At 62.1% G+C, this 21,161-nt stretch carries 17 protein-coding genes and 1 tRNA gene; 4 read left to right on the top strand and 14 right to left on the bottom strand.

Annotated elements, in window-relative coordinates; translation table 11 throughout:
* Positions 1 to 245: 245 nt before the first annotated feature.
* Complete coding sequence (locus AC4BCN_RS26710; RefSeq protein WP_490492153.1) at positions 246 to 1,049, top strand: class I SAM-dependent methyltransferase; 804 nt, start codon at positions 246 to 248, stop codon at positions 1,047 to 1,049.
* On the opposite strand, the gene AC4BCN_RS26705 is transcribed toward AC4BCN_RS26710, so the two are convergent.
* The 3 genes from AC4BCN_RS26705 to AC4BCN_RS26695 form a co-directional block, all read right to left on the bottom strand.
* Complete coding sequence (locus AC4BCN_RS26705) at positions 1,046 to 1,546, bottom strand: hypothetical protein (protein WP_128141809.1); 501 nt, start codon at positions 1,544 to 1,546, stop codon at positions 1,046 to 1,048. The genes AC4BCN_RS26710 and AC4BCN_RS26705 overlap by 4 nt on opposite strands.
* Positions 1,547 to 1,610: 64 nt before the next feature.
* A complete protein-coding gene (locus AC4BCN_RS26700; RefSeq protein WP_490492152.1) occupies positions 1,611 to 2,357 on the bottom strand; it encodes a M56 family metallopeptidase in 747 nt (248 codons plus the stop codon).
* Positions 2,357 to 2,773 carry a GNAT family N-acetyltransferase gene (locus AC4BCN_RS26695; protein WP_070301089.1) on the bottom strand — a complete coding sequence of 139 codons (417 nt, stop codon included), beginning with the start codon at positions 2,771 to 2,773 and terminating at the stop codon, positions 2,357 to 2,359. Before AC4BCN_RS26695 ends, AC4BCN_RS26700 begins: the two co-directional genes overlap by 1 nt.
* Before the next feature lie 128 nt (positions 2,774 to 2,901).
* Here AC4BCN_RS26695 and AC4BCN_RS26690 point away from each other — a divergent pair, with 128 nt between their 5' ends.
* Entirely contained in the window at positions 2,902 to 3,294 is a 393-nt protein-coding gene (locus AC4BCN_RS26690) for an Imm10 family immunity protein (RefSeq protein ID WP_490492151.1), read from the top strand.
* Positions 3,295 to 3,418: 124 nt separating this feature from the next.
* Here AC4BCN_RS26690 and AC4BCN_RS26685 read toward each other — a convergent pair.
* Positions 3,419 to 3,505: transfer RNA gene (locus tag AC4BCN_RS26685), tRNA-Leu, on the bottom strand.
* A 172-nt stretch (positions 3,506 to 3,677) separates the two neighbouring features.
* Between AC4BCN_RS26685 and AC4BCN_RS26680 the strand changes: the two genes are divergently transcribed.
* Positions 3,678 to 4,442, top strand: a complete 765-nt coding sequence (locus tag AC4BCN_RS26680; protein WP_490492150.1) for an SDR family oxidoreductase — start codon at positions 3,678 to 3,680, stop codon at positions 4,440 to 4,442.
* Between the two features lie 66 nt (positions 4,443 to 4,508).
* Here AC4BCN_RS26680 and AC4BCN_RS26675 read toward each other — a convergent pair whose 3' ends face one another.
* The gene (locus tag AC4BCN_RS26675) at positions 4,509 to 5,825 is read right to left on the bottom strand and encodes an enoyl ACP reductase FabMG family protein (RefSeq protein WP_070301095.1); all 1,317 of its coding nucleotides are present in this window, start codon (positions 5,823 to 5,825) and stop codon (positions 4,509 to 4,511) included.
* A gap of 273 nt (positions 5,826 to 6,098) precedes the next feature.
* Positions 6,099 to 8,456 (bottom strand): DNA polymerase II, encoded by a 2,358-nt coding sequence (locus tag AC4BCN_RS26670; protein WP_490492149.1) that lies wholly within the window; start codon positions 8,454 to 8,456, stop codon positions 6,099 to 6,101.
* Positions 8,457 to 8,589: 133 nt separating this feature from the next.
* Between AC4BCN_RS26670 and AC4BCN_RS26665 the strand changes: the two genes are divergently transcribed.
* The gene (locus tag AC4BCN_RS26665; protein ID WP_490492148.1) at positions 8,590 to 10,269 is read left to right on the top strand and encodes an AMP-binding protein; all 1,680 of its coding nucleotides are present in this window, start codon (positions 8,590 to 8,592) and stop codon (positions 10,267 to 10,269) included.
* 74 nt (positions 10,270 to 10,343) lie between these two features.
* On the opposite strand, the gene AC4BCN_RS26660 is transcribed toward AC4BCN_RS26665, so the two are convergent.
* From AC4BCN_RS26660 to hutC, 8 genes are all read right to left on the bottom strand, one after another.
* The gene (locus AC4BCN_RS26660) at positions 10,344 to 11,324 is read right to left on the bottom strand and encodes a choice-of-anchor A family protein (RefSeq protein WP_490492147.1); all 981 of its coding nucleotides are present in this window, start codon (positions 11,322 to 11,324) and stop codon (positions 10,344 to 10,346) included.
* A 199-nt stretch (positions 11,325 to 11,523) separates the two neighbouring features.
* A complete protein-coding gene (locus AC4BCN_RS26655; protein WP_490492146.1) occupies positions 11,524 to 13,248 on the bottom strand; it encodes an ArnT family glycosyltransferase in 1,725 nt (574 codons plus the stop codon).
* Positions 13,249 to 13,399: 151 nt separating this feature from the next.
* A complete protein-coding gene (locus AC4BCN_RS26650) occupies positions 13,400 to 13,669 on the bottom strand; it encodes a type B 50S ribosomal protein L31 (RefSeq protein WP_034746247.1) in 270 nt (89 codons plus the stop codon).
* 378 nt (positions 13,670 to 14,047) lie between these two features.
* Complete coding sequence (gene rho, locus AC4BCN_RS26645) at positions 14,048 to 15,310, bottom strand: transcription termination factor Rho (protein WP_034746249.1); 1,263 nt, start codon at positions 15,308 to 15,310, stop codon at positions 14,048 to 14,050.
* Between the two features lie 155 nt (positions 15,311 to 15,465).
* Positions 15,466 to 15,792, bottom strand: coding sequence for a thioredoxin TrxA (trxA, locus tag AC4BCN_RS26640; protein ID WP_034746251.1), 327 nt, complete (start codon positions 15,790 to 15,792; stop codon positions 15,466 to 15,468).
* A 314-nt stretch (positions 15,793 to 16,106) separates the two neighbouring features.
* Positions 16,107 to 16,565 (bottom strand): response regulator, encoded by a 459-nt coding sequence (locus AC4BCN_RS26635; RefSeq protein ID WP_128143223.1) that lies wholly within the window; start codon positions 16,563 to 16,565, stop codon positions 16,107 to 16,109.
* Positions 16,566 to 16,635: 70 nt separating this feature from the next.
* Entirely contained in the window at positions 16,636 to 19,959 is a 3,324-nt protein-coding gene (locus AC4BCN_RS26630) for a PAS domain S-box protein (RefSeq protein ID WP_490492145.1), read from the bottom strand.
* Positions 19,960 to 20,290: 331 nt separating this feature from the next.
* A complete protein-coding gene (gene hutC / locus AC4BCN_RS26625) occupies positions 20,291 to 21,010 on the bottom strand; it encodes a histidine utilization transcriptional repressor HutC (RefSeq protein ID WP_490492144.1) in 720 nt (239 codons plus the stop codon).
* Positions 21,011 to 21,161 lie beyond the last annotated feature (151 nt).

Raw genomic sequence — 21,161 nt, 5'->3', positions numbered from 1 at the left:
CTGCGGGTGATCGATGCGAATTACCTTACCAGATTTCAGGAAACAAATATCTTAATTGTAATTATTTTCCCTGTCGTGCAAGCGATTCCCGAGCGGGACAGGTGGGTCTCGGACTTGTCGTGCCCGTGGAATGGCGATGCTGGCGAGGAAGTTGCCATTAAGAATTGTGTGGTTTTTTTGCAAGCTGCGACGCCTTGCCGGGTGTCATGCTACATTCGCGTCCTGTTTTTTCTGAAAGGATGACGATGCCTTTAAGTGACAACTTCTTGCGGCATAATCAGCAAGCCTGGGATGCCCAGGCTGTACAGAACAGCCCATGGTCGCAGCCTGTCGACTGCGCCACCATCGCCGCAGCGCGCGCCGGGCAGTGGCAAATCCATTTGACGCCCGGCCCCTTGCCGGCTGGCTGGCTGGGCGATGTGCAAGGCAAGCGTATCCTGTGCCTGGCCGGTGCCGGCGGGCAGCAGGCGCCCGTGCTGGCCGCCGCCGGCGCACACGTGACCGTCTTCGATTTATCTGAGCAGCAACTGGCGAAAGACCGCATGGTGGCTGAACGCGACGGCTTGCACCTGGCCACCGTGCAGGGTGACATGCGCGACCTGCGCCATTTTGCCGACGCCAGTTTCGATGTCATCGTGCACCCCGTGTCGAACCAGTACGTGCCCGACATTGCTCCCGTGTGGCGCGAATGCGCGCGCGTGCTGGCGGACGGCGGCGTGCTGCTGAGCAGTTTCTTCAATCCGGCCGTGTTCATCGGCGACCGCGATCCGCAATGGGCAAAGCAGGGCTTGATACGTCCCCGTTTTGTGCTGCCGTATTCCGATGTGGAGGATATGCCAGCCGATGCGCTGGCGGCCCGCATGGACAGGGGCGAGGCGCTGATCTTCGGCCACGGCCTGGACAGCCAGATCGGCGGTCAGCTGGCGGCGGGGTTCGTGCTGGCAGGCTACCACGAGGAAATGCATCCCCACCCGCGCTTTGAAATTGAAAAATACCTGCCCAGCTTTATCGCTACGCGCGCCGTCAGGCTGGCGCGCGCGATAGCTTAGTTATAGGGCTGCAGATCGAGCCATACGGCATACGCCAGGCGCTTGCCATTCCACAGACCGCCGCCGCGGATGACGGCGTCGCATGAGGTTAGCTGGCCGACCAGGTCCATGCGGCCCAGGTTGCGGCGCAGGCGCAGGGCGTCGTTGTGCGACAGGTAACCGACCAGCAGGCCATCGATGAAGACGGCGATGGCCTTGTCCTGGAACGGGTTGGCATCGTCGCAGACGAGCAGGGCCAGGCATTTCTCTTCCGCATTGCCGGGACCGTGCTCGCCGGCCAGCTTGGCGATGGCGGGCTGGTACATCGACTCGTTTTCCACTTCCGACGCAAAGCGTCCCTCATCGCTCCAGTGGTGCGCAGGGGCGCCGGGAGGAATCGCCGGCACGTACTGGCGCACCGAGACGAGTGGCTTGTGCAGCGGTTTGACGGGCGTGCGGCCACTGAAGACGTAGTACAGCAGGGCGGTGACGATCACGATGGCAAGCAGGTAAAGCATGGTATCTCTCTGATTTCTAAGGGGGGAGCCGGGCTCGCGGGCGCGCCGCGCGGCGTTGCCGCTACTATAGCAAGTTCGCCGCCTGGTCCCGGGTAAATCTGCCCATGATTTGCCGCCGACGCCGCAGTGCCAGCGGGTCGCTCAGCACGATGGGCGAGGCGCCAGTCAGCCCCGAATAATACTGGCCGTGCTGGCGCAGCACGATGGCGTAGGCACGCAGCGCGTGGCCGTGCGCCAGCATGCGCGCGTCGCAATCGACCTCGATGGCAAAGCGCAGCCGGTGCAGTTGCCACCACAGGGGCAGGTTCCAGGGCATGAGCACGATCAAGGCGTACGCCACGGCCAGCAGCAGCGGATCGCGCGCGGCCAGCCGGCATTGTTCGTGCGCCAGCAGCAGCGCCTGTTGCGGCGGCAGAATCAATCGCAGCCAGACGGGCATCACGATGCGGGGCCGCAGCAGTCCCGCCACGCAGGGACCGATGCCGCCGCTCAGGAAGACGGGCGTGCCCAGCAAGGTGCTCTTTTGCCAGCGGCGCTGGTGCGACAGCAGCCAGACGCTGCGCAGCGCCAATATCAACAGCATGCCCGTCGACAAGACAAACCAGCCCAGCTTCAGCTGCGCCTGTTCCGCCGGCATGGCCGCCAGCACGCCGGGCAGCCATGCCAGGGGCAAGAGGACGGACGCGGCGATGGCCGCCAGCCACAGCCAGCGCGTCGTGCGGCCGCGCCGCTGCAGCAGGCGCTCGGCGCCCCAGGCGGCGGCGCTCAACAGCAGCGCCAGCGCCATGCTGCAAACCAGCCAGACCGGCACTAGCGTGTCAACGCCATGCCGACGGAGGCGGGCGCCGTGTGCTTGAAACCGAATTGCGCGTACAAGTCTTGCGCCTGGCCGTCGGCGATCAGGCTGACGTACGCGCTTTCCGGCACCTCCGTCTCGATGAACTGCATGATCTCGCCCATGATGCGTTTGCCCAGGCCCTTGCCCTGGTGGGCCGGCAGCACGGCGATATCGGTGACCTGGAAGAAGCAGCCGCCATCGCCGATGACGCGGCCGATGCCCACCACCTCGTCGCCATGCAGGATTTGCACGGCAAACAGCGAGTTCGGCAAGCCCTTGGCGGCCGCTGCCGTGCTTTTCGCACTCATGCCGGCGGCGACGCGCAGGTGCTGGTAGGTGGCGCTGGAGGGGATGGCCAGGCGGGTGGTGTAGGACGATGCTGCGGTCAAGGCGGTCTCCTGTGCAATATGGATGGAATGGCCATTATAGGCGGCACGCTTTATTCGCCGCGCGCTATGTTGTCCGGGACGCTTTTGCGCTATGGTGGCGTCATCCATCCATTTGTTGAAAGCACGCCATGTCCGCAGGATTTACCGCCACCGAGTTGTCCGTCATTAATGAAGACGACGCCCTGATCACCACCCTGGCCGCACCAGCCGGCAAAGGCGAGCCCGTCTACCTGATGCTGCAGCGCGCCGATGAATACGACGAGCAGGACGTGGCCATGGGCATGGACGAACCGTACATCGAATACGGCGGCCAGGAGTTTGCCTGGTATGGCCACATGCACGCCGTGATCCTGCATCCGAACCGTTTATCCGTGCAGATGGATGCCGAGGCCGCCATGCAGATGGATGACGACGGCCAGATCGACGTGCGTTTCAATTTGACGCCCGAGCGCTACGCCCAGCTGCAGCAGGCGCTGCGCAGCACGTTCGAGGGCTGTGATTATTATCGCGAGGAACGCTGATTTGCGGGGAAGGTGTCGGCCAGCTGGCCGGCTTGCTGCCCACTGCCCATGCGGGCGCTGACGTAAAAAAACCCGCAGCATCTGGCGATGGGCGGGTTTGATCAGGTGCTACTAAAGTGTTCTGTGGTGCCGGGAGCCGGAATCGAACCGGCACGCTGTTTCCAGCGCGGGATTTTGAGTCCCGTGCGTCTACCTATTCCGCCATCCCGGCAACGCGAGACGCATTATCACTGATTTGTCACAATCTGGCAAGTTTTATGCTTGGCGTGTGTTTTGCACAGGCATTGAAATCCTTGATGGCGCCGATTCCAGCGCAAGAAGCGGAGTGCCGCGCCTGGCCTGCCGTCCTATCGTGTCCCTTCATTCACCTGGAGGGATATCCCATGAAGCAACTGGACAACAAGGTCGCCATCATCACGGGCGCCAGCTCGGGCATCGGTCATGCGGCGGCGCGGCTGTTTGCCCGCCATGGCGCGCGGCTGGTGCTGGTGGCGCGGCGGCGGACGGAACTCGATGCGCTCGTGGCGCAACTGGCGGACGGCGGCGCGCAAGCCGTGGCTTGCGTGGGCGATGTGGGCGACGCCGCGTGCGCGCAAGGGGCCGTGGCGCTGGCGCTGCAACGCTTTGGCGGCCTCGATATCGCTTTTAATAATGCGGGCACCCTGGGACCCATGGGGCCCACGCAGGAAGTTGCCCTGGAAGACTGGCGGGCGACGGTCGATACCAATCTCACGAGCGCCTTCCTGGCGGCCAAATACCAGTTGCCAGCCATGGCGGCGCGCGGCGGCGGATCGCTGATTTTCACGTCCACGTTTGTCGGCCATACCTTGGGCATGCCCGGCATGGCGGCGTATGCGGCCAGCAAGGCGGGCGTGATCGGCTTGACGAAGGCCCTGGCGGCCGAATATGGCGCGGCGGGCATCCGCGTGAATGCCTTATTGCCAGGCGGTACCGATACACCATTGGGGCGGCAAGTGGCCAATACGCCCGAGACGCAGGCCTTCGTGGCGGGACTGCACGCATTGAAACGCCTGGCCACGCCGGACGAGATCGCCCGCTCGGCGCTGTACCTGGCCTCCGATGCATCAAGCTTTACCACCGGTACGGCGCTGCTGGCCGACGGTGGCGTGTCCATCGTACGGGCATAAGGCGCCTGAAAACGCCGACGGCCCGGGGATGAGCCGGGCCGTCGGTGCTGTGCTGCTAGATCAAGCTCAGTTGTGAGCCGAGTTCAGCTGACGCGCGATGATGTCGTGGTTGAGCCAGACGACCGGTGCTGGCGGTTCCGACATGGTGTGGAACATCAGCGGGCCCGTGCCTTCCAGAACCAGCGAGCTCAGGTGGTCGGTGATCAGTTCCTTGCGGTCCTTGTGCAGCTTGGTGATGTCGTCCGAGGTACCGATCATGACGTCGGCCAGTTCCGGCGTGTTGTCCATCGGCCAGGCGGCGAAGTTGCGGAATTGCACGCTGGTCGCGTCGCCATTGTAGGCGGCGATACGGTCGAGCAAGTCTTGCAGCGAAACGCCGTCTTCCAGCAAGCCCTGGCAGATTTTCCATTGCTCTTCGGCCCAGGCGCTACCGCCTTCTTTTTTCAGCGCGTCGAGCAGCGGGAACAGTGACAGTTCCACGCCGACGAAAATGTCGGACGAGTTCGTGCGGATTTCCGGGCAGTTGAAGACGGTGGCCTTGATGCCTTTGTCCCACGCGGCCTTGGCCACGTTTTCCAGGCGCATCTTCGCCAGGCCTTGCGTGTAGTTGCTGTAGGTTTGCCACTGGTACTTGCCGTCGATCAGGATCTCGGTGCCGTGGTAGCCGTAGGCGCTGTAGCGCACCTGGCCGCCCGTTTGCTCGATGCGGGCGCGGATGGCGGCGCTGCCGTCGATCAGGTGCTGCAGGGTGTTGGCCGTGACTTCGTCGAAGTTCATCAGGATCAGCTTGCCCAGGTCGCTGTCGAGCAGGGCGCGCGAGGACATGAAGCGCTCGCCGCGGCCTTTGTAGATGCGGTTGGCGATCGCCAGGAAGACTTTGACCTTCGGAATGCCGCCAGCCATGGTATGGGCGAAATACACATTGCTGCCGTCAGGAATCAGGCTGTCCAGCTCGGCCATCGCTTTGGCCACGGAAGCGCTGAAGCGGGCGATGCCGGCTTCGCGGCAGCGTTCGATCTGCGCCCAGTCCAGCTTGTCTTCTTGCCAGCTCTTCAGGGTCATGTCGGCCAGCAGGGCCGTCGGCGTCGGTTCGCCGGCTGGCGCGTCGAGGTCGAAACCGGCCATCAGCGGCACGTTGATGATGCGGCCGCCCAGGTTGGCTTCCGCTTCGGCCAGCTCTTCCGCGTTCAGCGGGCGCAGCGCCATGTTTTCATCGCGGCGGCCGACCGTCATGCCGACGATATTCATGCCCGCCTTGCGCGCTTCGTCCAGCAAGCCATTTACATAGCCGCGGCCGAACAGCTCGCCGAACAGCACAAAGGTGTCGCCCTTGCGGAAGATATTTTTTTGCGGGATGTCTCTTAAGGACGTGATCTCGGTCATGGTGTCAATTCATTCTAAAATTAGCAGGGCAGATGGCTGGTGCGACTGCCCGCTGGTTCAACATAGTTGTAAATTATGCGCCATTTCAGCGAGGAAAATTCTGTTGCGAACGATTCTCGTCTGGAATGGCATCTTCTTCTGCATGCAGCTCTTATTCTTTCGCCATGGCGTATTTTACGCTGCCACGGCGCACAGCGCCTGCGGACAGGGTCAGATAAGCCCGGAAGGCGCCGATATTACCTCAGCTTGGCCGCCCAGGTCAGCAAAATTGATCTAAAACAAATCCTGCTGGCCCGACACGAGGCGCGAAAAATCGTCGCCCAGGAAGGGCAGAATGGCGTCGGCCACCGGTTGCAGCTGGCGCGTCAGGTAATGGTGATAGTCGATGGGCGAGCGCTGCGTTTCCAGCGGTTCCGGCCCCGCCACCGTGATCACATAGCTGATCCAGCCGCCGTTCTGGTATTGCAGCGGCCGTCCCTGCGCCAGGTTATAGGCGTCGGCCGTGCGCGCCGCGCGCACGTGGGGTGGCACGTTGCGCTGGTAATCGTCGAGCGGGCGGCGCAGGCGCTTGCGGTAGACCAGTAAAGCGTCGAACTCGCCGCGTACGGTGCGCGCCACGTAGTCGCGCACATAGTCCTGGTAGGCGGCGCGCTGGAAGATGCGCCGGTACAAGTCCTGCTGGAATTGCTGCGCCAGCGGCGTCCAGTCGCTGCGCACGGTTTCCAGGCCCTTGTAGACCATGTCCTCGCTGCCATCGGGTTTGCCGACCAGGCCCGCATAGCGCTTCTTGCTGCCTTCTTCCGAGCCGCGGATGGTGGGCATCAGGAAACGCCGGTAATGCGTCTCGAATTCGAGCTCAAGCGCATTCTCGAGGCCAAATTCGTCACGCAAGTATGTATTCCACCACGCATTCACGTGTGTCACCAGGGCGCGGCCGATCTCGCCCGCCTCTTCATCCGTATGCGCCGTTTTCAGCCAGACGAAAGTGGAATCCGTGTCGCCGTAGATCACCTGATAACCGTGCCCGGTGATCAGCTCGCGCGTGCGGTGCATGATGTCGTGGCCGCGCAGGGTGATCGACGACGCCAGGCGCGGGTCGAAAAAGCGGCAGCCGCTCGATCCCAGCACGCCATAGAATGCGTTCATGATGATCTTTAACGCTTGCGACAGCGGCGCGTTGCGCTCGCGCTTGGCCGTTTCGCGCCCCTGCCACACCTGCTTCACGATGGCCGGCAGGCAGTGTTTCACGCGCGAAAACTGCGCGCCCCGGTAGCCGGGCACGGTATCGGCTTCATCGCCGCTGGTGCCCACCACCAGGCCCACGGGATCGATGAGGAAGGTGCGGATGATGGACGGGTACAGGCTTTTGTAGTCGAGCACGAGCACGGAATCGTACAGGCCCGACTGCGAATCCATGACGAAGCCGCCGGGGCTGTTTTCGCCGGAGACATCGCCCAGGTTGGGCGCCACATAACCCTGCCGGTGCATCAGCGGCAAGTACAGATGTTCGAAGGCGGCCACGGAGCCGCCGCTGCGGTCGGCCGCCAGGCCCGTCACGCTGGCCCGTTCCAGCAAGAAGGTCAGCAGCTCGGTCTTGGCGAAGATGCGCGTGACCAGCTCGCAATCCTTGAGGTTGTAGCGGGCCAGCGCCGGTTTGTCTTCGCGGAAGCGCCGGTCGATCTCGGCCATGCGCTGGTAGGGATTGTCGATGGACTTGCCTTCGCCCAGCAGCGTCTGCGCCACGTTTTCCAGGCTGAACGAGGAAAAATTCCATGTCGCCGATTTCAAGGCTTCGATGCCGTCAATGATCAACCGTCCCGCAGCGGCCGCAAAATAGTGTTCCTGCTTGCCGCCGTGTTCGCGCCATTCCATCACGGCACCGCCGCGTCCCAGTTTCAATGGTACCTGGTAGCGCTCGGCGTGTTGGCGCAGCACGCGCAAGTCGAACTGCACCAGGTTCCAGCCGATGATGGCGTCGGGATCGTGGCGCTCCATCCACGTGTTCAGGCGCTCGAGGATCTGTGCGCGCGTGTCGCAGTATTCGAGGTCGAAGTCCAGGGCGTCATCGCCGCCGTTTGGCGGCCCCAGCATGTACACCTGGCGCTGGCCGCAGCCTTCCAGGGCCAGCGAATACAGCTCGCCATGGGCCGTCGTTTCAATGTCGAGCGATACCAGTTTTAATGTGGGGCGGTAGCCGGGCGCCGGTTTCAGCTGCACTTCCGTTTCTCCGCTGAACGTGACCGGCGCCGTGATGAAACGCTCCATCAGGTAGCGCTCGGGTGGACGGATGTCGGCTTCGTACACGTCGACGCCGTGCGCGCGCAGCTGCTTTTCCAGCTTCAGCAAATGCCGGTATTGCTTGCAGTACAGGCCCAGTACGGGACGGTGGTGGAAATCGCACAGCGACAGGGGCCGCAGCTCCGCATGGCGCTCGCCGCGCAGCAGCTGTTGTGCCTGTTCCTGCTGCTCCATGGGAAGGAAGGCGACGGCCGTCTGCACAGGCAGGCGCACGTGGCGGGGCCCGGCATCCGTTGCCAGCCAGAAATCGACTTCCGTGCCGGCGCTCGTGTCGCGCCAGTGGCGGGTCAGGATGAAGCCCTGTTCGGGCGTGTGCTCGGTGTTGCCTGTCATGGTGCCGTGAGTGTCGGATGTGCTGGCCTGCACATTACAGCAAGCTGACGCAGGGCGGGGGCGGTTGCGGCTATAATTTTCTGCATCGAAGACGATAACAAGAGCGCGCCGCGCCACCCAACCCGGAGACAGCATGCAAGCAATCAGTTATGTACACGGCGCCCACGAGACGCCGTTGATCGGCGAAACCATCGGTGCTTATCTGGACGGCATCGCCGCCCGCTATGGCCAGCACGACGCCCTGATCGTGGCGCACCAGAACGTGCGCTGGACGTATCTTGAATTCCAGCAGCGCGTGCACCGGCTGGCGGCCGGCTTGCTGAAACTGGGCTTGCAGCCGGGTGACCGGGTCGGCATCTGGTCGCAGAATTGCGCCGAATGGGTATTGACCCAGTTTGCCACGGCGAAAGCCGGCTTGATTATGGTCAACATCAACCCCGCCTACCGGCGCTCGGAACTCGAATACGTACTCGACAAGGTGCAATGCAGCGCGCTGATCCTGTCGCCCAGCTTCAAGTCCAGCGACTATCTGGCCATCGTGCAAGACGTGGTGCCGGAAATCGCCCGTTCGCGCGCCGGCGCCCTGCAATCGCCGCGCCTGCCGCAATTGCGCCACGTCATCCGCCTGGGCGCGGCCGCCACGCCGGGCATGCACAACTTCGACGCCCTGATGGAGGGCATCACGGATACCGACCTGGCGCATCTGGAAGAAGTGAGCGCTGGCTTGCAGTTTGACGACGCCGTCAACATTCAGTTCACGTCCGGCACCACGGGCGCGCCGAAAGGCGCCACCTTGACGCATCACAATATCCTGAACAACGGCTTTTTCATTGGCGAAGCCATGCGCCTCACCGAACAGGACCGCTTGTGCATACCCGTGCCCCTGTACCACTGCTTCGGCATGGTGCTGGGCAACCTGGCCTGCGTCACGCATGGCGCGGCCATGGTGTTTCCCGGCGAAGGCTTCGATCCGAAAGCCGTGCTGGAAACCGTGCAAGCGGAGCGCTGCACGGGCTTGCATGGCGTGCCGACCATGTTCATCGCCATCCTCGATCATCCCGACTTCAAGCAATACGATCTGTCGAACTTGCGTACCGGCATCATGGCCGGTTCGCCATGCCCGATGGAAGTCATGACGCGGGTCATCGAATTGATGCACATGGCCGAGATCACGATTGCGTATGGCATGACGGAAACGTCGCCCGTCAGCTTCCAGACGTCGATCGAGGACCCGCGCGAAATGCGCGTATCGTCCATCGGCCGGGTCCACCCGCACCTGGAAGTGAAAATCATCGATGCGGAAGGCCGGATCGTGCCGCGCGGCGAGAAGGGCGAATTGCTCACGCGCGGCTATTCCGTGATGCAGGGCTACTGGGGCGATCCGGAAAAAACCAGCGAGGCCATCGACGCGGCGCGCTGGATGCACACGGGCGACCTGGCCGTGATCGACGCCAACGGCTTTTGCAGCATCGTCGGCCGTTCGAAGGACATGGTGATACGCGGCGGCGAAAACATCTACCCGCGCGAAGTCGAGGAATTCCTGTACCGCCATCCGAGCGTGCTCGACGTGCAATGCGTGGGCGTGCCCGATGCCAAGTATGGCGAAGAGTTATGCGCCTGCATCATCTTGCGGCCCGGCACGCAGGCCACCAGCGACGACATCCGCGCCTTCTGCGATGGGCAGATCGCTTATTACAAGATTCCCCGCTATGTGCGTTTCGTCGAGGAATTTCCCATGACGGTGACGGGCAAGATCCAGAAATATGTCTTGCGCAAGCAGGTGGCGACGGATTTGGGCTTGAGCACGGAATAGGGTTTTCGCCAGTGCATAAAAAAACACCGGGACGCTCGCGCGGCCCGGTGTTTTTTATTGATTCAGCGTAAAGCTCAGGCCATCGCGGCTTGCGGTGCGCGCGCTGGCGTGCGGCGGCGCATGAAGGCCAGCAAACCCAGGCCGGCCAGCAACATGGCGTAGGTGCCTGGTTCCGGCACGGCCGACACGTTGACCGTGTTGAAGCCGGCGCCGTTCATCGCGACGTGGCCATAATTGATCGAGCTGACCGAATTGGCGATCAGGGTGCCGTTCATGTCGCCCGAACCGGAGAATGCGCTGTTCGGCGCCAGGATGCTGCCGTTGATGCCGACGTTGTTCAGGCTGGTGGTGGTGGCGTTGGCGAAGTTGAACAGCGTGCGGTTGGCGAAGCTGGCGAAATTGTCGAAGCCGCCGCTCATGGTGATGTTGCTGGCCGTGCCGTTGATGATGATGCTGGCCGTGCTTTTCAGCGAGGACAGGTCCAGGGTCAGGTTATGCAGGTTCGACGCATCGATGTTGAAAATATTCACGTCGGCGTTGACATTGCCCACCAGGGTCATGTTGCCGTATTGCGAGATCACGGTGCCGTTCGATTGCAGCTTGGCCACGTCACCCGACAGGGTCGTCAATTGCTGCTTGGCGCCGGCGAAGTCCAGGGTGGATGCGTTGCCTTTGCTGATGTTGTTGGTTGGGAACCATTGTGGCGCCGTCAGGGTGGCGTTGGGGTTGCTGACGCCGTACACGGCCGAGCCGCCGAGCGTGCCCCAGCCCGTGTTCAGGTTGCCGCCAGCAACGACGGAATTGACGGCGTTGCCTGGCTTTTTGTTCGTGCCAACGTTGTAGTTGTTGAGGTAGATATTGCCGCCAGCGGCGATGCTGCCACCGACGCTGGTAAAGCCGCTGGCGCCGCTGCTGCCGATGTTGCCGAAGATGAAAGCCGAGTAGCCATTGGCGACGCCAAGGTCAACCACGGTGGCCTGGGCCGACGCGCTGAAGGAGAAAGCGAACAGGGCGGCGCTGATGAGCGGCAAGGTGCGGGTAGCAAATAATTTCATGGACAATCTCATAGTAAATTGGGGACGATTAGGGCGGGAAAGCAAGACACCGCCATCGCGCAGTCCGCTATTATAATATAAAAAGCAATTCTAGTTCAATTTAGGTAATTAACTATATTTTAAGGCAACACTTTTCCTGCGGGTAGCAATTGTCTGGCGGACATAAAAAAACCGGGCTGGCCCGGTTTTTTTTTGCTGCTTACCTGACGCGCTGGTACAGGCGGAAACGTTCCACGTCATCCGTGGGGCGGCGCCCTTCCCACAGCTTGATCCAGTCCGCGCCGTGATGCTCGGGCAGCTTTTCCTTGTTGTCGGGAACCTTGATGCTGTCTTGTAACAAGAACACATCGCATTCCTGCTGCCCTACGCTGGCAAACGGCAGGTGGCCGAAGTAGGCGAACGAGGCGCGCTGGGCGGCGCCGACGTTGCTGTTGATGCACTTGCTGCCTGGCGGCAGGTGGACGGAAATCTGGTGCGCCACGCTGGCGTAGCTCTTGCTGTAGTTCAGCGGCGGCAGGAACAAGGTCATGATCAGTACCCAGATCAGGATCAGGCCGCCGGACGACAGCACCACGGCGCGCCACAGCACGGCCGGCTGGCGCGAGATGCGCCAGTGCACCAGCGCCACCCAGCCCGCGCTGGCGCAGGCGGCGACGAAGAAGGCCAGCAAGTCCAGCTCGGGCTTGAAGCCGGGCATGAGTTTCAATGCATTATGCGACAGTTTCGGCGGCCAGCCCGTCAGGATGGCGAACCAGAACAGCCACAGCGCGAGGGCACAGATGGTCAGCACCATCACGGAGAACCAGTCGATGGCGTTGATGGCGCCCCGTTTCATGGTCAGCAAGCCGAACGCGGCCATCACGGCCAGCGGCGGCAGCAGCGGCAGCAGCTGGCTCGGGTCGGGATCGGGATGGCACAGGCCCAGGATGGCCAGCATGGCGACAAAGGTCAGCGGCACGACGATGTGCAGCACGTGGTGCTGGCGGCGCCAGGCATATACGGCCCAGGCGGCGAAAGGCCAGGCGGGCCAGAAGAACCAGATGCCGACACGCAAGAAATACTGCACGCTGATCAGGCTCGGAGCGCTGAGCTGGCGCCAATTCCATTCCATCCACGCTTGCAGCGGCGAATGGCCGTAAGGACGCAGCCATTCGCCCGGCAGCAGCCAGACGAGGGTCAGCGCGGCGCCGATCACGATGGCCAGCGCCAGGTGGCGCACGCTGCGCAGCAGTGGCAGGCGCAGGAAGACGGTGCACAGCAGCAGGGAGATGCTCAGCGCCGCCGGCGTGATCCAGCCGCGCGCGAGGGTCAGGCCGCCCAGCGCCAGGCCCAGCAGGGCCGCATTGCGCACGGACGGGCCTTCCACGTAGCGCACGGCGCGGTACAGCAAATACGCCATCAGGGACACGTACAGCGCTTCGGCCGTGATGTCGTGGCTGTGCTGCAGCAAGCCCAGGCAGCCCAGGTAGATGAGGACGGCGGCATCGGCCAGGGTGCGGCCGAAGTCGTCCGGCTCGGGCTGGCCGCCGAAGGCCAGGCGTAGCGGCTGGGCGTCGTTGCGGCGGCCCAGGTTGAAGGCCGTGTACCAGACGGACAGGGTGCTGACGACGAAGATGCCGATGGTCGACATGCGCGCGCCGAAGACGTCGCCGTCGATCCAGCCGAACAGCTTGATGAAGATGGCGCCCAGCCAGAAGGCCAGCGGGCCTTCATCGGGCTGCGACAGGCCGGCGATATTGGGCCACAGCCAGTCGTTCAGGCCGCCATGCGCTATGGTCCACATGATGCCGAAACTGGCGGCATCATCGTTCTTCCACGGTTCGCGGCCGATCAGGCCAGGCAGGATGTACAGCAGGCCGAGCGCAAACAAGGCCCATCGTGGCAGCGCGAGTGTGGCAGCGGCGGGAAGGCGGACTGGCTTCATCGATAGTTGTATCAGAATAGTGGCAAGACGCGACGAATGGCGTCGGGTATGCGCGAGTATAAAGTAAAGCGGCCAAAGACAAAAAAGGCAGCCGTGGCTGCCTTTTCTCTGGTAGCCGAAGCTGCCCTTTTTTGCCGCAAAGCGGCAAAAATTAGCCTGCTGCGACTGCGGTTTTCGAACCAACCGAACCGAACTTCTGACGGAACTTCTCGACGCGACCGGCGGTATCGACGATTTTGTGCTTGCCCGTGAAGAATGGGTGCGATTCAGCCGAAACCTCGATCTTCACCAGTGGGTATTCTTTACCGTCGTGGGTGATTTTTTCGCGGGTTTGGATGGTCGAGCGGGTAACGAATTTGAAATCGCACGACAGATCGTGGAAAACAACTTCGCGGTATTCTGGATGGGTATCGACTTTCATGGGATTCTCTCTAAGTAGGTAGCCAAACAGCACTTCGTCGGTCGTCTTGCTTCTTGACCCGATTGCCGATCACTTGCCAGGGTTTAAAATAATGCAACCGTCGATTATATAGCGCTTTCGGGTTGGCGGCAATAAAAAAGCCGCCCGAAGAGCGGCTTTGCATGATCGCGTCCGGTCGGAGTGGCGTAACCGACAACGGACCACCGCYCCTGCGCGGCCTCCGGCGGCCCCACTAATCCGACCTACGTCTTTGGTGGCAGCATGTTGCCACCGGGGAGGGAGAAACCGTAGCGAGCAGGCCGCAGTTGCGATCGAGTAGCGCAACCGCACAAAAGTACGGTGAGCAACGGAGATCGCAAATGTGGCCGCGCAGTAGGTTTATCCCCCCCGGCGCATCATGTCGAAGAATTCGGCGTTGTTTTTGGTCGCCTTCATCTTGTCCAGAATGAACTCCATCGCCTCGATCTCGTCCATCGAATACAGCAACTTGCGCAGGATCCAGATTTTTTGCAGTTCGTTCGGCTTGATCAGCAGTTCTTCGCGACGGGTGCCCGATTTGTTCAGGTTGATTGCCGGGTAGACGCGTTTCTCGGCGAGACGACGTTCCAGATGCACTTCCATGTTGCCGGTACCCTTGAATTCTTCAAAGATCACGTCATCCATGCGCGAACCCGTTTCGATCAGCGCCGTGGCGATGATGGTCAGCGAGCCGCCTTCTTCGATATTGCGCGCGGCGCCGAAGAAGCGCTTTGGACGTTGCAGCGCGTTCGCGTCGACACCGCCGGTCAGGACCTTGCCCGAGGCAGGGATGACGGTGTTGTAGGCGCGGGCCAGACGGGTGATCGAGTCGAGCAGGATGACCACGTCTTTTTTCATTTCGACCAGGCGCTTGGCTTTTTCCAGCACCATCTCGGCCACTTGCACGTGGCGCGTGGCCGGCTCGTCGAAGGTCGAGGCGACGACTTCGCCGCGCACGGAACGTTGCATCTCGGTAACTTCTTCCGGACGTTCGTCGATCAGCAGCACGATCAGGGTGATGTCCGGGTGATTTGCCGTGATCGCATGCGCGATGTGCTGCAGGATCACGGATTTACCGGATTTCGGCGACGCCACCAGCAAGCCACGCTGGCCTTTGCCGATCGGGGCGATCAGGTCGATGATGCGGCCGGTGATGTTTTCCTGGCCATTCATTTCACGTTCCAGGCGCAGCGGCTCGTTCGGGTGCAGCGGCGTCAGGTTTTCAAACAGGATGCGGTGTTTCGACATCTCCGGCGATTCGCCATTGACCTTGTCGACTTTGACCAATGCGAAATAGCGTTCGCCATCTTTCGGGGTCCGTACCTCGCCTTCGATCGAATCGCCGGTGTGCAGATTGAAGCGGCGGATTTGCGAAGGGGAGATGTAAATGTCGTCGGTGGACGCCATGTAGCTGGCGTCGGGCGAGCGCAGGAAGCCGAAGCCGTCAGGCAGCACTTCCAGGGCGCCATCGCCAAAAATCTGTTCGCCGGACTTGGCGCGTTTTTTCAGGATAGCGAACATCAGCTCCTGTTTGCGCAAGCGGGCTGCGTTGTCAATGTCAAGACCGATCGCCATCTCAAGCAGGGCGGATACGTGTAGGGCCTTTAGTTCGGATAAATGCATATGTGTTGAGTGTCCCGAGACGGGATGTAAAGGTAGGGGAGGGGACTGCGTGGCGTTGATTAATTATTGGGGAAGGCTGTGCACGAATGAGGGCAAAGCCGCTTCCCGGTTGTTCAGTCAGGCGGCGCTGCGGGCGCAGCGCTGCCCATCATACATTAAATGTTGCTGTCGACGAAAGCGGTCAACTGGCCCTTGGCCATGGCGCCTACTTTTTGAGCAGCTGCAACACCATCCTTGAACAGGATCAGGGTCGGGATGCCGCGGATGCCGAACTTGGCAGGTACTGCCTGGTTGGCGTCCACGTCCATCTTGGCGATCTGGATGCGGCCGGCGTATTCCTTGGCCACTTCTTCCAGGATCGGGGCGATGGCCTTGCAGGGACCGCACCATTCTGCCCAGAAGTCGACCAGTACTGGCAACTCGGATTGCAGGACGTCTGCTTCAAAAGATGCATCGCTAATGTGTTTGATATTTTCGCTCATATTTTCCTCAAATGAGGGTGGGATCAATAATGCCTGGAATTAACCATACGCTGGTTCGCCATCCATGCTTCCTGGAATGCAGTTAGAAGATGGGGACAATGGGCACAAATTCAATGTTCTTGGAAGGTGCGACCAGAGGTATGCAGGCGGGGATGGCTGAAATAATAACCCATTTTTTCAAAGCGTGGCGATTATTGCAGAAAAAGTTGAGGCATATCGCCAGCATATCGCTCCTGCAGGCGCCTGCAGGGCGGCAAAGCCGCATGCCTGCTGGCCTGCAGCGCCGTGCCCGCCCCTTCGGCCTGGCCTTGAGATCAGGCTTGCGCGTTGGCTTGACGCGCCGTGTGTTGCAGTTGTAAGTTCACCATCAGCTGCAATTCCGCGCTTTCCATCGGCTTGCGGAAGGTGCCCAATATATGCAGGCCGTTGGCCATGGCCAGGCGCTCGGCCGCCAGGCGCACGGCCGAATGCAGGCCCGACAGCAGGACCACGCCGCCGCGGAAGCCGTTTTCAGCCGCCATGCGCAAGAATTCGATGCCGTCGATATCGGGCATGGACAGGTCGCAGATCAGCAGGTCGGGCTGGTGCTGCTTCAGGGTCGACAGCGCCTGTTCGCTGTGCGACTCGCAGCGGATGTCGAACGGGCCCATTTGCTCGAGCATGTCGCTGAGCACGTCGAGCATGAAAACGTCGTCGTCCAGCAGCAGCACGCGCAACGGCGCCAGGCCTGCTTCATTGTGTTCCCCGCTTGTTTGGTTTGGTGCAGTGTTCATCGTCATGTCTTTCTGTTGATATGCATCGCTGTCGATGCCGATACCTTGCCATAGCGTCATTTGGCGGTAGCTAATCGTCATTGGCAAAGCTGGTGTTATTCATGATTTGTTCGGTAATCTGTTCCAGCAGGGGCCACAGGCGCGCGACGATGCGCCGTGCCCGCTCCGCCTCGTCGGCCGGTTCGCCCGGCGCCAGGGTTTCCAGGTTGTGGCACAGCTCGGCCAATCCCAGGGCGCCCACGGTGCGCGCCGACGATTTGATGCGGTGCCCCAGTTCGCGCACCTGGTGCACGTCGCCGCGCGCCAGGGCCGCATCGATGTCGCCAAAGCCATCCTGCGTGGTCTGCAGGAACTTGAAGGCGAACTTGCGCACCTTTTCCGGGTTGTAACCCAGCAACTTTGCCAGGATGGACAGGTCGATCACCTGCGGGTCGCCGGCCAGGGTGGTCTTGAAGGCGGGCGCGGCGCGGCTGCGCGCCGGTGGCGGCGGTGTCTCGCGGGCCGGCAGCCAGCTGGCGATGGTCTGGTACATCATGGCCGGCTGGATGGGCTTGGAAATGAAATCGTCCATGCCCGCGTCCAGGCAGCGCACGCGGTCTTCGCTGGTGGCCGTGGCCGTCATGGCCAGCACGCGCAAATGCGCCAGCTGCGGGTCGGCGCGGATGTGGCGCGTCGCTTGCAAGCCATCCATCAGCGGCATTTGCACGTCCATCAGCACGCAGTCGAACTGCGTCTGGCGCAGCAAATCGAGCGCTTCTTCGCCATTGTTGGCCAGGCAGACGGAAGCGCCCGCTTCTTCCAGCAATTCCAGCGCCACTTGCTGGTTGAACGTATTGTCTTCCACCAGCAGGATGCGCGCATGCTTGAGCGTGCGCATCACCAGGGCCGCGTCGGCGCTGGCGCGCATGGCGGCCGCCGTCTGCACCATGCTGTCGAGCATGGCCGGCGCCGCCTGGTCGGAAATGCCCAGGTTGGCCGTGAACCAGAAGGTGCTGCCGGCGCCGGGACGGCTGTCGACACCGACGTCGCCGCCCATCAGCTGCGCCAGCTGCTTGCAGATGGCCAGGCCCAGGCCCGTGCCGCCATATTCGCGCGTGGTGGACGTGTCCGCCTGCTGGAAGGACTGGAAAAGCTTGCTCATTTCATCCTGCGACAGGCCGATGCCGTGGTCGCACACTTCAAAGCGCACCAGGCAGTGTTTCGCGTCCGCCACGACCTTGCGCACTTTCACGGTAATGCTGCCCTGTTCACTGAACTTGATGGCGTTATTGGCGTAGTTGATCAGCACTTGCCCCAGGCGCAGCGGGTCGCCCACGAGCACGGCCGGCAATTGCGGGTCGATTTCAAACAGCAGTTCCAGATTCTTGCCGGCGGCGCGCGGCGCCACCACCGTCATCAGGGTTTGCACGACGTGGTCGAAACTGAAGTTGACGCGCTCGATCTCCAGCTTGCCCGCCTCGATTTTCGAGATGTCGAGGATGTCGTCTATGATGCCCAGCAAGTGTTCTCCGGCAAAACGGATTTTTTCAAGGTAATCGCGCTGGCGCGGTTCCAGGTCGGTTTTCAGGGCCAGATACGCCATGCCGATCACGCCATTCATCGGCGTGCGGATTTCATGGCTCATATTGGCCAGGAATTGTCCCTTTGCCAGGCTCGCTTCTTCGGCCACCTGCTTGGCCTGGTCGAGCTGTTCGGTGCGCTGTGCCACGCGCTCTTCCAGATGTTCATTGAGTTCGCGCAAGGCGCTTTCGCTGCGCTTGTGATACGTGATGTCCGTCAGGCTGGCCACCACCATGCCCACCTTGCCGTATTCATCGCGGATGGCCTCGGTATTTACGGACAGCCACGACAGGCTGCCGTCCGGCTGCTGTACGCCCATCAGCACGTCGCGCATGGCGACACCCGTCGACAGGGTGATGTGCACGGGATGGCTGCGCTGGTCGAAGGGGGAACCGTCCTCGTGGATGGCTTGCCACAGGCTGTTGCCGGCAGGACTGGCCGCCAGCATGCGTTCGGCGGCGGCGTTGCTTTCCAGGATGTGGCCGTGGCTATCCTGCACCACGAGGCCATTCGTCACGGCGCCGAAGACGGACGCCATGCGCTGGCTCGAGTTCGACAGCGCGATCGACGCCTGGCGCCGTTCCGTGATGTCGGTGATCATCGCCAGGGTACCGCCCGGTTCGCCGTTGTCCGACTGGATGCTGGTGCTCGACAGCAAGCCCCACAGGCTGGACTGATCCTTGCGGAAGAAGCGGAAATCGACCTGGTCAGGCTGGCTGGCGAAGCTGCCGTGGCTGGCCAGGCGGCGCTGCATCAGCAGCTGGCTGTCGCGGTCCATGAAGTCGAGCAGGGGACGGCCGAGCATTTCCTGCACCGTGTAGCCGAGCATGTGCGCCATCTTCGGGTTGACGAAGGTGGTCTTGCCGTCCGCACCCGTCATCCAGATGCCTTCGGCGGCCGTCTGCACGATCAGGCGGTAGCGTTCCGAACTCGCGTGCAGCGCTTCTTCGGCACGTTGCCGCTGCGTCATGTCGCGCAGCGAGACAATGGAAAACACTTGCCCGGCCATGCGCAGCGGCGACAGGCTGACCTTGGCAGGAAAATGCGTGCCGTCGCGGCGGCGCGCCATCATCACCCGGCCCGGCAGGCTGTGCCGCGCTTGCGGGTCGCCCACGGAATGGCTGGTCGTGCTTTCCGGTACCAATTGCTCCAGCGACATGCCCGTCAATTCGGCCAGCGGATAGCCGAAGCAGCGCGCGCCGATCTGGTTGGCGTAATGCACCTTGCCCTCGACGTCGGCCACCAGCATGGCTTCGGGCGCCGCTTCCAGCATCGAGCGCATGCGCGATTGCTCGTCCTGCTTGCGTTCGCTGATATCGCAGATGATGCCGCTGGCCTGCGTGGCGGCGCCATCCGAGGCGCGTGTCAGCACGGCGCCGCGCGCCAGCAGCCAGCGCCAGTGGCCGTCGCTGTGGCGCAAACGGAATTCGCAATTGAAAGTGCCGGGTGCCTGGCCATCCAGATGCTGGCGAAATGCCAGGCTCAGGCGCGCGCGGTCGTCGCGGTGCACTTCGGCCAGCCACTCGTCCAGTGTATGGTCGAGCTTGGCGCTCTTGTCGCCCAGCACGTCCTGGTACTGGGGCGCGAACTGCAGCCGCCCGGACTGGCGCCGCCAGGTCCAGCCAGCCAGGGCCGCGCCGCGCAAGGCTTGCCCCGCATCCTGTTCGGCCAGGGCGTGCGCGGGCAGGAGCAGGCGGCGCAACTGTTGCCGCAGCCGCCATGCTTGCCAGCAAGCCACTCCCGCCAGGGCGGTGGCGCTGGCGGCAGCGTACGGCCACAGTACTGTTGGCGCCATGCCGTGTACCGCCGCCTGCACCGGCAACGAAAGCGCCATGCCTGCCGCCAGCATCGTATGAGCGAGCCGGTGCAGCGCAGGGCGCCGGGGGCGTGATGCGCTGAAACTCGTGTGGCTGCAATACGACAAATGCATCCCTTTCTGGGGCATGATGGAACTGGGCTGACAGTGCATGATGCGCGCTCAAATAAACGCCTGCGGCGCTTTCTGGCGGCAACTATAGCATCGAATATTTGCTCGCAGTAGTTAAGTTCAGAAACGGCCAAAACGGGATTTTTTTTGCCCCGGAATGGCTGTTTTTTTCGCGATTTGGTGAGAATCTGAGAGAAAGTTGGCGCGAAATCGTGCTACGGAATAGCGTTGTATGACCTTAAGTGAAACTGCCGGCGAACTGATAGCGGTGTCCGGGATGCCACATGGTGGCGATCGAGGCGATCTTGCCGCCCGAGCGCGTCTGGCGGCGCAGCACCAGGCATGACTGTTTGGTGTCGATGGCCAGCATTTCGGCGATGTCGCGCGGCGCCGACAGCGCTTCGATGCTGTAGGTGGCGCCTTGCAGGGGCGCGGCCGCCATCAGGTATTCGTTCGGCGTGATGCTGGAAAAATCCTGCGTCATGTAGTCGGGCGCGCACTCGGGATTGACCCAGCGGTCTTCCACCTGGATCGGCACGCCGTTTTCAAAATGCACGATCAGCGAGTGGAACAGCGGGTGCTCGGGCGGCAGGCCGAATTGCTTGGCCAGCAAGTCGGACGCCTTGGTGCGTTCCAGCAATTGCAAGCTGCTGCGGTGGATATGGCCGCGCGCGCGCACTTCATCGGCGATACTCTTGATTTCCAACAAGGTCGCCTGGTATTTTTGCTGCGCGACATAAGTGCCGGAACCCTGGCGCCGGGTCAGCACCTGTTCGCTCGTCAGTTCGCGCACGGCGCGGTTGACCGTCATGCGCGAGACGCCGAATTGTTTTACGAGGGCTTGCTCGGATGGAATCACGTCGCCTTCCTTCCAGCGTCCGGCGGCGATGCCGGCCAGCAGAAAATCCTTGATGCGCTGGAAAATGGGCGTATTTTCTTGTGTATTGTGATCGTCCAATGCGGTTTCTCCGAGGCGCGGGCAGGGCGCGCCGCCGGCTGGAGGCGCGATGGCCGATTTTAGCACCGAGCACGATGCCTGCCGCCAGCCTTTTTTGAATTCAAAAGCAAGCGCCGGAGTGTGGCGCGCGCGGGTGCTGGCTATGCTGGTG

This window comes from Janthinobacterium sp. Bl 1, from assembly GCF_058215535.1.
Note: the sequence above shows the minus strand (reverse complement) of the source record. Positions and strands in the feature narration are given on the sequence as shown.

Excerpts from the sequence above, each read along its gene's own strand:
- AC4BCN_RS26710 (WP_490492153.1), top strand. The coding sequence starts at position 246 with ATGCCTTTAAGTGACAACTTCTTGCGGCATAATCAGCAAGCCTGGGAT.
- AC4BCN_RS26705 (WP_128141809.1), bottom strand. The coding sequence starts at position 1,546 with ATGCTTTACCTGCTTGCCATCGTGATCGTCACCGCCCTGCTGTACTAC.
- AC4BCN_RS26690 (WP_490492151.1), top strand. The coding sequence starts at position 2,902 with ATGTCCGCAGGATTTACCGCCACCGAGTTGTCCGTCATTAATGAAGAC.
- AC4BCN_RS26680 (WP_490492150.1), top strand. The coding sequence starts at position 3,678 with ATGAAGCAACTGGACAACAAGGTCGCCATCATCACGGGCGCCAGCTCG.
- AC4BCN_RS26675 (WP_070301095.1), bottom strand. The coding sequence starts at position 5,825 with ATGACCGAGATCACGTCCTTAAGAGACATCCCGCAAAAAAATATCTTC.
- AC4BCN_RS26670 (WP_490492149.1), bottom strand. The coding sequence starts at position 8,456 with ATGACAGGCAACACCGAGCACACGCCCGAACAGGGCTTCATCCTGACC.
- AC4BCN_RS26665 (WP_490492148.1), top strand. The coding sequence starts at position 8,590 with ATGCAAGCAATCAGTTATGTACACGGCGCCCACGAGACGCCGTTGATC.
- AC4BCN_RS26660 (WP_490492147.1), bottom strand. The coding sequence starts at position 11,324 with ATGAAATTATTTGCTACCCGCACCTTGCCGCTCATCAGCGCCGCCCTG.
- AC4BCN_RS26655 (WP_490492146.1), bottom strand. The coding sequence starts at position 13,248 with ATGAAGCCAGTCCGCCTTCCCGCCGCTGCCACACTCGCGCTGCCACGA.
- AC4BCN_RS26650 (WP_034746247.1), bottom strand. The coding sequence starts at position 13,669 with ATGAAAGTCGATACCCATCCAGAATACCGCGAAGTTGTTTTCCACGAT.
- rho (WP_034746249.1), bottom strand. The coding sequence starts at position 15,310 with ATGCATTTATCCGAACTAAAGGCCCTACACGTATCCGCCCTGCTTGAG.
- trxA (WP_034746251.1), bottom strand. The coding sequence starts at position 15,792 with ATGAGCGAAAATATCAAACACATTAGCGATGCATCTTTTGAAGCAGAC.
- AC4BCN_RS26635 (WP_128143223.1), bottom strand. The coding sequence starts at position 16,565 with ATGAACACTGCACCAAACCAAACAAGCGGGGAACACAATGAAGCAGGC.
- AC4BCN_RS26630 (WP_490492145.1), bottom strand. The coding sequence starts at position 19,959 with ATGGCGCTTTCGTTGCCGGTGCAGGCGGCGGTACACGGCATGGCGCCA.